This is a genomic window from Synechococcus sp. CCAP 1479/9 (assembly GCF_019038535.1).
Lineage (GTDB): Bacteria > Cyanobacteriota > Cyanobacteriia > PCC-6307 > Cyanobiaceae > Cyanobium.
This window is the reverse complement of the sequence record NZ_JAFKRK010000016.1, coordinates 224,927-237,615: the sequence shown is the minus strand read 5'-3', so window position 1 is coordinate 237,615 and position 12,689 is coordinate 224,927. Positions and strand designations below refer to the sequence as shown.

At 74.0% G+C, this 12,689-nt stretch carries 13 protein-coding genes; 7 read left to right on the top strand and 6 right to left on the bottom strand.

Annotated features, from left to right (window positions below; genetic code table 11):
• Positions 1 to 19: 19 nt before the first annotated feature.
• A complete protein-coding gene (gene cobA / locus KUG38_RS05455; RefSeq protein ID WP_216919656.1) occupies positions 20 to 829 on the bottom strand; it encodes a uroporphyrinogen-III C-methyltransferase in 810 nt (269 codons plus the stop codon).
• A gap of 7 nt (positions 830 to 836) precedes the next feature.
• Positions 837 to 1,493, bottom strand: coding sequence for a CbiX/SirB N-terminal domain-containing protein (locus tag KUG38_RS05450; RefSeq protein ID WP_216919654.1), 657 nt, complete (start codon positions 1,491 to 1,493; stop codon positions 837 to 839).
• Between the two features lie 40 nt (positions 1,494 to 1,533).
• Here KUG38_RS05450 and KUG38_RS05445 point away from each other — a divergent pair, with 40 nt between their 5' ends.
• On the top strand, positions 1,534 to 2,697 hold the full coding sequence (locus KUG38_RS05445; RefSeq protein ID WP_286195650.1) for an anthranilate phosphoribosyltransferase: 1,164 nt from the start codon (positions 1,534 to 1,536) through the stop codon (positions 2,695 to 2,697).
• Here the strand turns inward: KUG38_RS05445 and KUG38_RS05440 are convergent.
• Positions 2,642 to 3,400, bottom strand: coding sequence for a type 1 glutamine amidotransferase (locus tag KUG38_RS05440; protein WP_216919649.1), 759 nt, complete (start codon positions 3,398 to 3,400; stop codon positions 2,642 to 2,644). The two genes, KUG38_RS05445 and KUG38_RS05440, sit on opposite strands and share 56 nt — an antisense overlap.
• A 63-nt stretch (positions 3,401 to 3,463) precedes the next feature.
• Here KUG38_RS05440 and KUG38_RS05435 point away from each other — a divergent pair, with 63 nt between their 5' ends.
• The 5 genes from KUG38_RS05435 to KUG38_RS05415 are packed head-to-tail and all read left to right on the top strand — an operon-like array spanning position 3,464 to position 8,350.
• Complete coding sequence (locus tag KUG38_RS05435; protein WP_190609996.1) at positions 3,464 to 3,685, top strand: amino acid transport protein; 222 nt, start codon at positions 3,464 to 3,466, stop codon at positions 3,683 to 3,685.
• Positions 3,686 to 3,688: 3 nt separating this feature from the next.
• Positions 3,689 to 4,234, top strand: coding sequence for a DUF924 family protein (locus KUG38_RS05430; protein WP_216919647.1), 546 nt, complete (start codon positions 3,689 to 3,691; stop codon positions 4,232 to 4,234).
• An 8-nt stretch (positions 4,235 to 4,242) separates the two neighbouring features.
• Complete coding sequence (locus KUG38_RS05425; protein ID WP_286195649.1) at positions 4,243 to 5,349, top strand: oxygenase MpaB family protein; 1,107 nt, start codon at positions 4,243 to 4,245, stop codon at positions 5,347 to 5,349.
• A gap of 23 nt (positions 5,350 to 5,372) precedes the next feature.
• On the top strand, positions 5,373 to 6,749 hold the full coding sequence (locus KUG38_RS05420; RefSeq protein ID WP_216919645.1) for an APC family permease: 1,377 nt from the start codon (positions 5,373 to 5,375) through the stop codon (positions 6,747 to 6,749).
• Entirely contained in the window at positions 6,746 to 8,350 is a 1,605-nt protein-coding gene (locus tag KUG38_RS05415; RefSeq protein WP_216919643.1) for a glycine betaine ABC transporter substrate-binding protein, read from the top strand. The genes KUG38_RS05420 and KUG38_RS05415 overlap by 4 nt, the downstream gene beginning before the upstream one ends.
• On the opposite strand, the gene KUG38_RS05410 is transcribed toward KUG38_RS05415, so the two are convergent.
• From KUG38_RS05410 to KUG38_RS05400, 3 genes are read right to left on the bottom strand one after another with little or no spacing between them, the layout of a single operon-like run.
• Complete coding sequence (locus KUG38_RS05410; RefSeq protein WP_216919640.1) at positions 8,311 to 8,829, bottom strand: universal stress protein; 519 nt, start codon at positions 8,827 to 8,829, stop codon at positions 8,311 to 8,313. The two genes, KUG38_RS05415 and KUG38_RS05410, sit on opposite strands and share 40 nt — an antisense overlap.
• Positions 8,830 to 8,859: 30 nt before the next feature.
• On the bottom strand, positions 8,860 to 9,552 hold the full coding sequence (locus KUG38_RS05405) for a hypothetical protein (protein WP_216919638.1): 693 nt from the start codon (positions 9,550 to 9,552) through the stop codon (positions 8,860 to 8,862).
• A 7-nt stretch (positions 9,553 to 9,559) separates the two neighbouring features.
• Positions 9,560 to 11,155, bottom strand: coding sequence for a ferredoxin--nitrite reductase (locus KUG38_RS05400; protein ID WP_286195648.1), 1,596 nt, complete (start codon positions 11,153 to 11,155; stop codon positions 9,560 to 9,562).
• A 242-nt stretch (positions 11,156 to 11,397) separates the two neighbouring features.
• Here KUG38_RS05400 and KUG38_RS05395 point away from each other — a divergent pair, with 242 nt between their 5' ends.
• Positions 11,398 to 12,552 (top strand): anthranilate phosphoribosyltransferase, encoded by a 1,155-nt coding sequence (locus tag KUG38_RS05395; protein ID WP_216919634.1) that lies wholly within the window; start codon positions 11,398 to 11,400, stop codon positions 12,550 to 12,552.
• Positions 12,553 to 12,689: the final 137 nt, after the last annotated feature.

The window sequence follows — 12,689 nt, the reverse complement described above, 5'->3', positions numbered from 1 at the left end:
CCCTGCCAGCGGGCGGGGCTCAGAAGGGGATCGGCATCGCCACATCGGCCGGCGACGGCGCACAGGAGGGCACCCGCTCCTGCACCACGGCGCCCACCACCACGATCGAAGGGGAGGCGAAGGCCTCGGCCTCGACCCGGTCGGCCAGCACGTCCAGGGTGGCCACCAGCTGCCGTTGGCCCCGCACCGTGCCCTGCTGGATCACGGCGGCGGGGGTGCTGGGGGCCAGCCCGCCCGCGATCAGCTCGCCAATGATGTGGCGCAGGTTGTGCAGGCCCATGTAGATCACCAGGCCGTCGCTGCTACGAGCCAGGCCGCGCCAGTCGACGCCGGGGCGGCGCTTGTCGATCTCCTCGTGGCCGGTCACGAAGGTGACGCTCGATCCCGCCCGCCGGTGGGTGACGGGAATGCCGGCGTAGGCGGGGGCGGCGATGCCGGCCGTGACCCCGGGCACCACCTGCACCGGGATCCCGTGGGCCGCCAGGTGGGCCGCCTCCTCACCGCCGCGGCCGAACAGGAACGGATCGCCGCCCTTGAGGCGCACGATCAGCCGGTGGCGGCCGGCCAGCTCCCGCAGCACCGCGTTGGTGCTGGGCTGGGGCACCGAATGGTGGCCGCGGCGCTTGCCGACGAAATGGCGCTCGCACCCTTCGGGCACCAGATCCAGCAGGGCGGTGGGCACCAGGGAGTCGTAGACGAGGGCATCGCACTGCTGCAGCAGCCGGTGGGCCCGCAGGGTGAGCAGGTCCGGATCCCCCGGGCCCGCCCCCACCAGGTACACGGTCCCGGGGCCGTCATCGACGCTGGGGGCCAGGGTCTCGTCCGTCATGGCTCCGTCATGGCAACGCCATCAGGGCCTCCAGCACCACGGCCCGGAACCGGGGCCGCTGCAGCAGCGGCAGGCCCAGCGACGGCGGCAGGGCGTCGGTGAGCCGGTTGGCGGCCAGGGCCAGGGGCAGGGCGGGGCCAGGCAGGGGCAGCGGAGCGTCCTCGGGACTGGGGGCACTGTATGGAGTGGCGCGGCAGCGGCCACCGGTGACCGCCTCCAGGTGGGCCAGGAACGCGGCCCCCAGCGGCCCCTCCAGCGGGTGATGCAGCAGCCAGGGTGCTGGCTGGGCAGGGGCGCCGGCCGGCTGGATCGGGGCCGGCAGCGCCGCCAGCTCGGCGGCCAGGGCCCGCTGCCAGGCGGGCCAGGCCCCCAGGAACGGCAGGCGCCGCACGGGCCCGCCCCGGCGGCAACGCTCGGCGATCCGCGGCACGTCCCGGCGCACATGGCTGCCGGGCAGGAGGAACAGGGGCACCAGGGCCAGGGGGGCGGCGGCGCTGCCGCGGGGGGCCTCCGGCGGCTCGCCCGCTGTCAGGGCCTCCAGCCCCACCGGAGCCCCGCGCCCCGCCTCCAGCTCCCTGGCCAGGGCCTGCAGTTCGGAGGGGATGACGCCACCGGCACGGCCATGCACCACCAGCAGAAGGGGGCTTGCGATGATCCCGGGCATGCCCCTCACCCTAGGGATCACTGTAAGGAGGCCGCCGCGCATGTCGACGCCGAGCCCCGGGGGGGAATGGACGGCGCAGCGGCGGCAGGAGCGGGCGGAGGCCCTGGGGGCCGACCAGCGCCGCTTCCGCGAGCTGATCGCCGCCCTGGGCAGCGGCGAACGCAGCGGCCGGGCCCTGAGCCGGGCCGAGGCCGGCGAAGCCCTCGATCACCTGCTGGACGGTCGCTGCACGGACGCCCAGGCCGGCGCCTTCCTGATCGCCCATCGCCTGCGGCGCCCGGAGCCCCAGGAGCTGGCCGGCCTGCTCGACAGCTACCGGCGCCGTGGGCCGCGGCTGGCGGCGAGCCCGCGCCGGGTGCTCAGCTTCGGCGTGCCTTTCGATGGCCGCAGCCGTTCCGCGCCGCTGCTGCCCCTGGTGGCCCTGCTGCTGCTGGCGGCGGGGGCCGGCGTGGTGCTGCACGGCGGCGATCCGATGCCGGTGAAATACGGCCTCACCACCGCCGAGGCCCTGGCCGCCCTCGGCCTCGATTTTCGCGGCCTCCCCTGGGACGCGGTGAACCGGCACTTCGTCGCGGAGGGGCTGGCCCTGCTGCACCAGCCGGCCCACTTCCCGGCGGCCGAGCGGCTGGTGACGCTGCGGGAGCAGATCGGCAAACGCCCGCCGGTCGCCACCCTGGAATTGCTCTGGAGCTGCCACCCCGGGCCCCACCTGCAGGTCAGCGGCTTCGTCCACGCCCCCACCGAGCGGCTGGCCTCCGAGGCCCTCGCCGCCACGGGCCAGGACGATCTGCTGCTGATCAAGGGGATGGAGGGGGGCGTGGAGCTGCCCACCAACCGGGTGGCGATCGCCTCCCACCGGCAGGGGGCAGCGGCGGGTGACGCTGAGCGGCTGATCCTGCGGGCCCGCGACCACGGCCTGGGGGCGCCCGAGGTGCCGCTGGAGAGCCTGGCCCAGTGGCATGTCCAGGCCCGGGAGGCCCTGGCCGCCACCGGACCGCTGCGGCCCGGACTGATCTGGAACGGGGGCTTCCTGCTCTGGCGCGCCGGGATCAGCGAGAGCCTCCAGGCGGGGCTGACCCGGGCGGAGCGGCTGCTGGAGGATGGGGCGGTGGAGGACCGGCGCCGCCAGCTGGCCGACGGGCTGGCCCTCACAGCAGGGGATAGCCACACAGCAGGGCGCCCACCCGATCCAGCAGGTTGTTGATCAGCCGGCGCCCCAGGCGCTCCCCCTCCTCCCCCCAGCGCTCCCGGCCGGCCCTGATCTGCTCCACCCCGTCGGGTCCGAGGGCCTGGCGCACGTAGTCGCCGTCCTCTTCGAGCCAGACCTCCAGCGCGGCGTCCGTCACCTCCGCGTGGAACTGGAGCCCATGGGCGTGGTGGCCGATGCGGAACATCTGTTCGGCGCAGAGGGGCGTCGACCCCAGCAGGGTGGCGGCGGCGGGGAGCCGGATCCGGTCCCCGTGCCAGTGCAGCGCCGGCAGGCCGGCCCCGAGCCCCGCGAGCACCGGTTCCTGACCCTCGGGCCGTGTCCAGGCCACCGGCCCCCAGCCCACTTCGTAGGCCCGCACCGGCGGGTCCCCCGCCGTCAGCGGCACCACCTGCCCCCCGGCGGCGAAGGCCAGCAGCTGGGCCCCCAGGCACAGCCCCACCACCGGGCGCTCGCACGCCAGGCACTCCCGCAGCAGGGCCACCTCCGCCGCCAGCCAGGGGAAGGACGGCGATCCGATGTCGCCCACCCCCATCGGTCCCCCCAGCACCAGCAGGGCCTGGTCGGGCCCGAGCCGGGGCATCGGCTCCCCCAGGTCGGGCCGGCAGACCGTCACCGTCCAGCCCCGGCGCCGGGCCTCTTCGCCGAAACGGCCCGGACCTTCCCGCTCCAGGTGCTGGAGCACCACCAGGTGGGTCATGGGTGGGCAGGAGGGCGATGGGAGCCCCAGCATGGGGGCGTCCGCCGCTCCGGGCCAGGTTCCATGGGCAGCGATCCCAGCCTCCGCCAGCTGCTGATGCTGGTGATCGGGTCCATCGGGCTCGGTTACGTGCTCTATGGCAGGAAACAGGCCCATGCGGTGGCCCTGGGCTGCGGGGTGCTGCTGGTGGTGGTTCCCTACGGCATCAGCCACCTGCCGGCCCTGGTGGCCGTGGCCCTGCTGCTGATGGTGCTTCCATTCCTCCTGCACCGATTCCTCGTCTGAGCCATGCCGACGCCGCAGGAGGTGCTGCACTTCTGGTTTGAGGAGACGCCCTCCTCCGCCTGGTTCCGACCCGGTCCCGACCGCGACCGGATCGTGCGGGAGCGGTTCGGGGCCCTCACCGACCAGGCCCTGGCCGGCAACCGGGCCGCCTGGGGCGAGAGCGCCGTGGACGCCCTGGCCCTGCTGCTGGTGCTCGACCAGTTCCCCCGTCAGATCTGGCGCGACCAGGCCCGCGCCTTCGCTGGCGATGGGCAGGCCCTGGCCCTGACGCTGCGGGCCGTGGAGGCCGGCTGGGTGGAGGCGGAGCCGGCACCGGAACGGCGGCCGTTCTGGCTGATGCCCCTGATGCACAGCGAGGATCTGGCGGTGCAGGAGCTGGGCCTGCCCCTGTTCGAGCGCCACACCGACGCCCGCACCACCGAGTTCGCCCGCCGTCACCATGCGGTGATCGCCCGCTTCGGCCGCTTCCCCCACCGCAACCAGATCCTCGGGCGGCCGAGCAGCCCGGAGGAACGGGCGTTCCTGCAGCAGCCCGGCTCCCGCTTCTGAGGCCCCCGATGCACTCCCCCGCCGACCCTGCCGACGCCGCCGACGCCGCCGACGCCGACACGACCCTGCGGGCCGCCGAAGCCACCGCCCACCGGCTGGCCGGCGAGCTGTTTCCCTGGGACCTCACCCGGGCCCTGGAGCTGGCCCTGCTCAAGACCTTCTGCGTGCCCTCCATCTCAGGACTGCTGGCCCGCACCGGGGAATTCGAACGCCGGCCCCGCAAGCGCTACGACGACACCGGGCTGATGGTGGCCGAACTAATGCGCCATGGTCTGGACAGCCCGGCCGGGGCCGCGGTGATCGAGCGCATGAACCGCATCCACGGCCACTACGCGATCGGCAACGACGATTTCCTCTACGTGCTCTCCACCTTCGTGGCCGAGCCGATCCGCTGGCTGGCGCGCTACGGCTGGCGGCCCCTGACCCCCCTGGAGCAGGAGCACCTGTTCCGGTTCTGGCGTGGGGTGGGCGAGCGGATGGGGATCGGGGCGCTGCCGGACTGCCTGGCGGACCTGCTGGCCCTGAACGAACGGGTGGAGGGGGAGGCCTTCGCCCCGGCGGCCACCAACCGGCGCATCGCCGACGCCACCCTGGCCATGCTCCTGGCCGACTGGCCCGGCCCCCTGCGCCCCACCCTGCGGCGGGGTCTGCTGGGCCTGCTGGACCGCCAGACCTGCGCCGCCCTGGGCTGGAGCACCGCACCCGACTGGCTGCAGGCGCTGGTGCTGGGGTCCCTGCGGGCCCGCAGCCGGGCCGCCGCCCTGGTGGCCGGAGGCCGCGCCCGCCTGGGCCGGCCCGCCCCCGCCCGCTTCTATTCCCAGCAGCCCACCCCCAGCTACGGCGCCACGTTCCGGCTCGAGCAGCTGGGCCCACCGCCGCTGCTGGCGGATCTGGCGCTGCCCGCCCCACCGGCCCTGGCTAAGCAGGAGGTAACGCCCCCCTCCCGCCAGCCCATGGCCGCCCCCCTCCAGTCCCCCCACTTCGCCCTCGTGCGCACGGAAGATGGCTGGATCCTCGAGGCCCGCGTCACCAAGGATCTGGAGGGCGACTGGCTGCTGAGCCGCCACGAGCTGGAGGAACTGCACGGGCTGCTGGAACGGGTGATCGCCTCCTGACTCCCGCCGCTCCCCCCGATCCCGTGGTCCCGGACCAGCCCGCGACCGCCCAGACCCCGGGCCGCCTGCTCAACGTTCTGGGGGTGACCTTCGGCATCGCCGGCGCCGTGGGCGGCACCATCGGCGCCGGCATCCTGCGCACCCCCGGCCTGGTGGCGGCCCAGCTGGGCAGCGGCCCCTGGGTGGTGGCGGCCTGGCTGGCCGGTGGCCTCTACGCCCTGCTGGGCGCCAACGCGGTGGCGGAACTGGGGGCCAGCCTGCCCCTGGCCGGCGGCTGGTACGTCTACGCCCGCCGCTGCTTCGGCGATGCCGCCGGCTTCACCGTGGGCTGGATGGACTGGGTCGGCCACTGCACCGGCATCGCCTGGGTGGCGGTCACCATCGGCGAGTACGCGGCCTTCCTGCTGCCGGGCCTGGAGCTGCCCGGGAAGCTGGTGGGGCTGGGGGTGGTGGCCCTGTTCACCCTCATTCAGCTGCTGGGGGTGGAGGCCGGCAGCGGCAGCCAGAAGCTGCTGAGCCTGGCCAAGGCGATCGCCTTCCTGGCGGTGGTGGCGGCCTGCTTCCTGCTGGGCGGCCCCGACAGCCGCGCCGCCGCCAGCGCGGCGATCCCCACCACCGCCACGGCCCTGGCCACCCCGGCGGGCTGGACGGGGATGGCGGTGGCGTTGGTGTTCTCCCTGCAGGCGATCGTCACCACCTACGACGGCTGGCACAGCCCCATCTATTTCTCCGAGGAGTTCAGCGAACCCCAGGAGGACCTGCCCCGCTCCCTGATCGGCGGCGTGCTGGCCGTGATCGTCCTCTACACCCTGTTCAACCTGGCCCTGCTGCGGGTGCTGCCCCTGAAGGTGATCGCCGTCTCCAGCCTGCCGGTGGCGGACGCGGCCGCCCTGCTGTTCGGCGCCTTCGGCGGCCAGGCGATCACCGTGCTGGCGCTGCTTTCCCTGGCGGGGCTGATCAACGCCTCGATCATGGGCGCGCCGCGCATCCTCTACGGCCTCAGCCGGGACAAGCTGTTCAGCCCCCTGGTCGACCGGGTGAACAGGGGCGGCACCCCCACCGTGGCCCTGGTGCTCACCAGCCTGGCCTCGGCCCTGCTGGTGCTCTGCGGCGACTTCACGATCCTGCTCGGGCTGGCCGCGTTCCTCTACGTGAGCCTCTACCTGGTGGGGATCGTCTGCCTGTTCGTGCTGCGCCACCGGGAACCGGAGCGGCCACGGCCGTTCAAGGCCTGGGGCCACCCGTGGAGCACCGCCATCGTGCTGGTGGGGTCGATCGCCTTTCTGGTGGGCGCCCTGCTCAACGACACCGCCAACAGCGGCTGGGCCCTGCTGCTGATCGGCGTCAGCGTGCCGGTGTTCCAGGCCACCCGGGCCCTGACGCCGGCCGAAGCCCCATGAGCTCGCGGTGGCCGCCGGCCTGGTGGGACGGCGCCCTGGCGGGGGAGATTCTGCAGCGCAGCGGCGAGCACCTGCTGCTGGTGGGCACCGCCATCGGCCTGGCCCTGGCGATCAGCCTGCCGCTGGGCCTGTGGATCAGCCGCCGGCCCCGCTGGGCCGGGCCCGTCCTGGCGGTGGCCAGCACCGTCCAGACGGTGCCGAGCCTGGCGATCTTCGGCCTGCTGCTCACCGTGCCGCTGCTGGGGGGCATCGGCACCACCCCGGCGATCGTGGCCCTCACCCTCTACGCCCTGCTGCCCCTGCTGCGGGGTCTGGTCACCGGCCTGGCCCAGGTGCCTCCGGAGCTGAAGCAGGCCGGCCATGCCCTCGGCCTCAGCGACCGCCAGGTGCTGCTGCACGTGGAGTTGCCCCTGGCCCTGCCCACCCTGATGGCCGGCCTGCGGGTGGCCACGGTGATCGGCGTGGGGGTGGCCACCATCGCCGCCGCCATCGGCGCCGGTGGTCTGGGGGTGTTCATCTTCCGGGGCATCGCCACGGTGAACAACGGCCTGATCCTGGCCGGGGCCCTGCCGGCCGCCGCCATCGCCCTGCTCGCCGACGGCGGCCTGGGGTGGCTGGAACGGCGGCTGGCCCAGCCCCGCGCCAAGGGTCCCAGCGGCGGGCGGCGACGGCTGCTGCGGCTCGCCTGGGGTCTGGCGGGACTGGCCCTGGGGGCCGTGCTGGCGCTACGGCTGCTGCCGCCCACCGGCGCCGGCACGGTGCGGATCGGCAGCAAGAGCTTCACCGAGCAGCTGATCCTGGGGGAACTTCTGGCCCAGCAGATCGAGGCCGCCACCCCGTTGACCGTGAAGCGGGACTTCGGCCTGGGGGGCACCGGCCTGATCCATGCCGCCGTCCGCAGCGGCCGCATCGACGGCTATGTGGAGTACACCGGCACCGCCTGGACCACCCTGCTCGCCCAGCCGCCGCCAGCTCCTGACACGCCCGATCCGGCGCGGCGGGTGTTTGAGGAGACGCGCCGGCTCTATGGCGAGCGCTTCGGTCTCACCGTGTTCCCGTCGCTGGGGTTCGAGAACAGCTTCGCGATCCTGGTGCGTCGCGCCGAAGCGCGCCGGCTGGGAATCGCCACGATCAGCGAGGCGGCCCCCCACACCCCCGGCTGGCGGGCGGGCTTCGGCTACGAGTTCCTCAACCGCCCCGACGGCTTCGCCGGCCTGGCCCGGCGTTACGGGCTGCGCTTCGCCCAGCCGCCCGAGGCCATGGATCTGGGCCTCACCTACCGGGCCCTGGCCGAGGGGCGCGTTGACCTGATCGCCGGCGACACCACCAACGGCCTGATCCCCGCCCTCGACCTGCAGCAGCTGCGGGACGACCGCCACTACTTCCCCCCCTACGACGCGGTGCCCGTGTTCAACGCGGCGACGCTGCGGCGGCACCCGGAGCTGGTGCCCGTGATCGAGGCGCTGGCCGGCCGGATCCCCGCCGCCACCATGCAGCGCCTCAATGCCCAGGTCGACCTCGACGGCCTGGACGTGGCCGAGGTGGTGCGCCGCTGGCGCCTTCAGGAGGCCGGCGCGGCCGGGGCCGAGGGGGCCTCCTGAGCTTGGCCGGCGGTGGGCCCGGGGCGCCGGAACACCAGCACCGGCAGCTCGGTGTGGGTCAGCACCCGCTGGGTCTCGCTGCCCAGCAGCAGCCCGGCGAGGCCGCGGCGGCCATGGGAGGCCATGAAGATCAGGTCGCAGCCGTGGCGGGTGGCGGCGTCGATGATCGCTTCGTAGACGACCGGATGCTCACCGATGGCGGTGTCGCAGGGGACCCCGGCCTCCTCGGCCAGGGCCCTGGCCCGCCCCAGCAACTCGTCGGCATAGGACCGCTCCGCCTGGGTGAACTGCTCCACCACGGCCGGATCGAGCAGCACCGGATCGCCGTAGAGGGAACCCTGGGGCGGCATCGCCAGGTTGGCGAGCACGTGCAGGAAGGTGATGGTGGCCCCCGCCTCGCGGGCGAAGCTCACCGCCCGGCGAATGGTGCCATCGGAGAGATCGGAGCCATCGGTGGGCACCAGCAGGTGACGGAACATCGGCCTTGCCTCACGCGCGCTGGGGTGCGGTCATGATCGCCCGGCGGCCAGGCGGCGCTCCACGCGCCGCGCCAGCTCCGGGTCCAGGCGGCGGCGATCAAGGGCGGCCAGGTCCTGGCCTCCCCCGGGCAGGCGGGCCAGCAGATCCACGGCCGTGGCGGCCAGGGCCGGATCCAGATCCCCCACCAGGGCGCCGAGCGCCTGCCGCAGGGGGAGCGGCGGCCAGACCCCGAGCCCCACGGCCAGCCCCTCCAGGGCGGCCCGGCGCTGCTGCAGCGGCAAGGGCGTCAGCGCCCGCTCCCGCAGCAGCGGGAAATCGTCCGGGTGGCGCTGATGGCCCAGCAGGGGCAGAAGGAGCGCGGCCCGTGCCGCCGCTGCCGAGCCGTCGGCGAGGGAAGCGGCGGACGCTGCCAGGGCCTGCCGCAGCAAGGTGCGGCAGCGGGGATCGCGGTGGCGGCCGATCACGGCCAGCAGGGCGGGGTCGGCGGCAGGCTGGGCCAGCCACCAGGCCAGCAACCGTGCCGCCGCCGGGCCATCGAGCCGCTCGGCCAGGGCGGCAAGCAGATCGGGGGCGGGCCGCAGCGATCCCGCCTCCACCGCCTGCAGCCAGGGTTCCAGGTCGAGGTCCCGGGCCCGCCGCAGGCCCTGCAGCCAGGGCCAGCGCTCGGGGCTGCCGCCGACCGGCAACTGCCGGGGATCCCAGGGGGCGCGCGCGGCCGTCACGGGGCGCTCATGGCGCGGTCCGCCGCCGGGCGCCGAAGCGTTCCACCAGCAACCCTTCGAGCACATCCGGGAGCTCGGAGAGGGGCACCGCCTTCTCGTGCAGCTCGGCCAGCTGCGGGTCCTGATCCAGGCGGCCCCCCAGGAAGATCTTCGCCGCCTCCACCATCTGGCCGTCCTGGCGGGCCTTGGCCCCCATCAGGCCGATCTGGCCCATGTAGGGCTGGCCGCAGGCGTTGGGGCAGCCGGTCCAGTGGCTGCGCACGGCCTCGGGCAGCTCCAGCCGCCGCTCCAGTTCGTCGATCACCGCCTGGGCGGTGCGCTTGGTGGGAATCAGGGCAAAGCTGCAGTAGCGGCTGCCCGTGCAGCTCACCGCTTCGGCCTGCAGGGCGCCGGGCTCCAGGCGGAACCGTTCCAGCAGCGGTTCGGCCCCCAGCGCCCCGAGCCGATCGGTGGGCACATTGACGATCAGCACGTTCTGGGCCTCGGTGAGGCGCAGTTCACCGCTGCCGTAGGTGCGGGCCAGGCGGGCCAGCTCCAGCATCGAAGCGGCGTCGAGGCGACCCATCGGCACATGAAGACCCGCCCAGTGGAGGCCCGCCTGCTTCTGGGCCTGGAGTCCCAGGCCGTCGCGGGGGGGCCGCACCACCAGATGGCTGCCGTCGTGGGGCAGGGGCGCCGTCGCCGCCGATCCGGCCAGCTGCCGATAGGCCGCCACCACGGCATCGCGGTAGGCCTCCAGCCCCAGCCCATCGACCAGATACATCAGCCGGCTTTTGTTGCGCTGGGTCCGGTTGCCGTGGGCGTCGTAGTGCCGCAGCAGGGCCAGGGTGAAGTCGGGCAGCTGGTCGGGCCGCAGCCACAGGCCGAGGGGCACGGCCAGTTCGTTGCGCTGGGCCGAGAAGAAGCCGCCCACCATCACCGTGAAGCCGAGCGGCCCGGCCGGCTCCTGCGGATGGGGTGCCGGCAGGAAGGCCAGGTCGTTGTGGAGCAGGAAGCTGTCCGGGGCGCCGCCGACCGCCACGTTGAACTTGCGCGGCAGGTTGCGGGGGCCGCCATCGGCCAGCAGCCGGGCCTGGATCGCGTCCACCAGCGGCCGGGTGTCGATCAGTTCCTCGGGATCGAGGCCGGCCAGGGGGTTGCCGGTGATGTTGCGGGGGTTGTCGTGGCCCGACTGGCGGCTGGTGAGGCCCACCCGCTCCATCGCCGCCAGCAGGGGCGCCATGTCCTCCAGCAGCAGGCCCCGCAGCTGCAGGTTCTGGCGGGTGGTGATGTCGGCGCTGCCGTGCTCGCCGCAGCGGTCGACGGCGTCAGCCAGCAGCTCCAGCTGTTCAGCAGCGATGACGCCGTTGGGCAGCCGCAGCCGCACCATGAAGCGACCGGGGGTGACGGGACGGAAGAAGATCCCCAGCCACTTGAGGCGGATCGTCAGGGTGGCCTCGTCGAGGGACTCCCAGCCCGCCGCGGCCAGCTCCGCCAGCTGCGGGGCCAGATCGAGGCCGCAGAGCTCCGCCTTGGCGCGTTCGACCTTGCTGAGCTCCGCCGGCAGCGGGGCGGACGTGTCAGTGGCGACGCTGGTATCGGTGCTGGTATCGGTGCTGTTCATGCGAAAACGGCGGTCCGCATGGCCAGCCATGCGGCGGATTCCTGCCAGGCAGGTGGGCGGAAGCTGAGCCTCGGGGGGTGCTTCAGGGAGCGCGTCTCAAGCCGGTCCGGCGAGACGGGAACCCGGGACGCCGATGAGAGCTGCGTCGTCCGGAAGGATCGTTGTGTCGGGGAGCGCCGGGGAAAGCTGCGCGAACCCACCGATCCGGAAGGCTTTAGTTTCCGGCATGGAACCGTCCACCCATGTCGTCACTGTTACCAGAACCGGCCAGGCCGGGACCTGACGCTTCCCCCGGGGGGACGGCGGAGCCCCGGAACGGTGCCGACGATCGGCGCCAGGTGCGCCTGCAGGCGCTCGGCCCCGAGCGGGCCAGGTTCCGCGAGCTGATCGGCAAGGTGGGCAGCGGCGAGCACACCAGCACCGGCCTGGATCGCCAGGAGGCCGCCGAGGCCATGGACCTGATGCTCCAGGGTCGGGTCGCGGACGCCCAGATGGGGGCCTTCCTGATCGCCCACCGGATCCGCCGTCCCCACCCCACCGAGCTCTCCGGCATGCTCGACAGCTACCGGCGCTGCGGGCCGGTGCTGGAAACCCCCGGCCGGCGGCCGCTCTGCTTCGGCGTGCCCTACGACGGCCGCAGCCGCACCGCCCCCCTGCTGCCCCTGGTGGCCCTGGTGCTGGCCAGCGACGCGGTGCCGGTGGTGCTGCACGGCGGCGATCCGATGCCGGTGAAGTTCGGCGTCACCCTGGCGGAGCTGTTCAGCGCCATCGGCATCACCTGGGCCGGCCTGCCGCTCGAGACGGTGCAGGGGCGCCTTGATCGCCACGGCCTGGCCCTCACCCACCAGCCCGACCATTTCGCCTGGGCGGAACGGCTGGTGCCGGTGCGGGACGCCATCGGCAAACGGCCGCCGGTGGCGAGCCTGGAGCTGCTCTGGACGCCGCACCGGGGGGAGCACCTGCTGGTGAGCGGCTTCGTCCATCCCCCCACCGAGACCCGCGCCTGGCAGGCCCTGCAGGACTGCGGCGAGACCGACCTGCTGACCGTCAAGGGCCTGGAGGGCTCCACCGACCTGCCCACCTCCCGCGCCGGCATCACCGCCCGGGTGCGCCACGGAACCACCGAGCGGATCCTGCTGCACCCCCGCGACCACGGCATCACCAGCGCGGACGTGCCCTGGCAGGGCCTGGAGGCCTGGCGAAGCGAGGCCCTGGCGGCCCTCTGCGGCGAAGGGGCCCTGGTGCCGGCGCTGCGCTGGAACGTGGCGGCCTACCTCTGGTTCGCCGGCCGCTTCGAACGTCTCGAAGACGCCCTCGAGCAGGCGACGGCCCTGCTCGTGGCCCGCAGCGGCGAGCGGCTGCGCCGCCAGCTGGCCGCTCCGGAGCAGGCGGACTGAGCACCGGCGGCGCCAAGATCCGAATCGGTAACAGACGCGACTCCTGAGGGGGCTGTCACCGTGGTTCCTTAACTGGGTCTGGTCAGCCTTTGCGCCAGCAACCAAAACCTTTCATCGGCACGGTGCGCTTTGTTGTG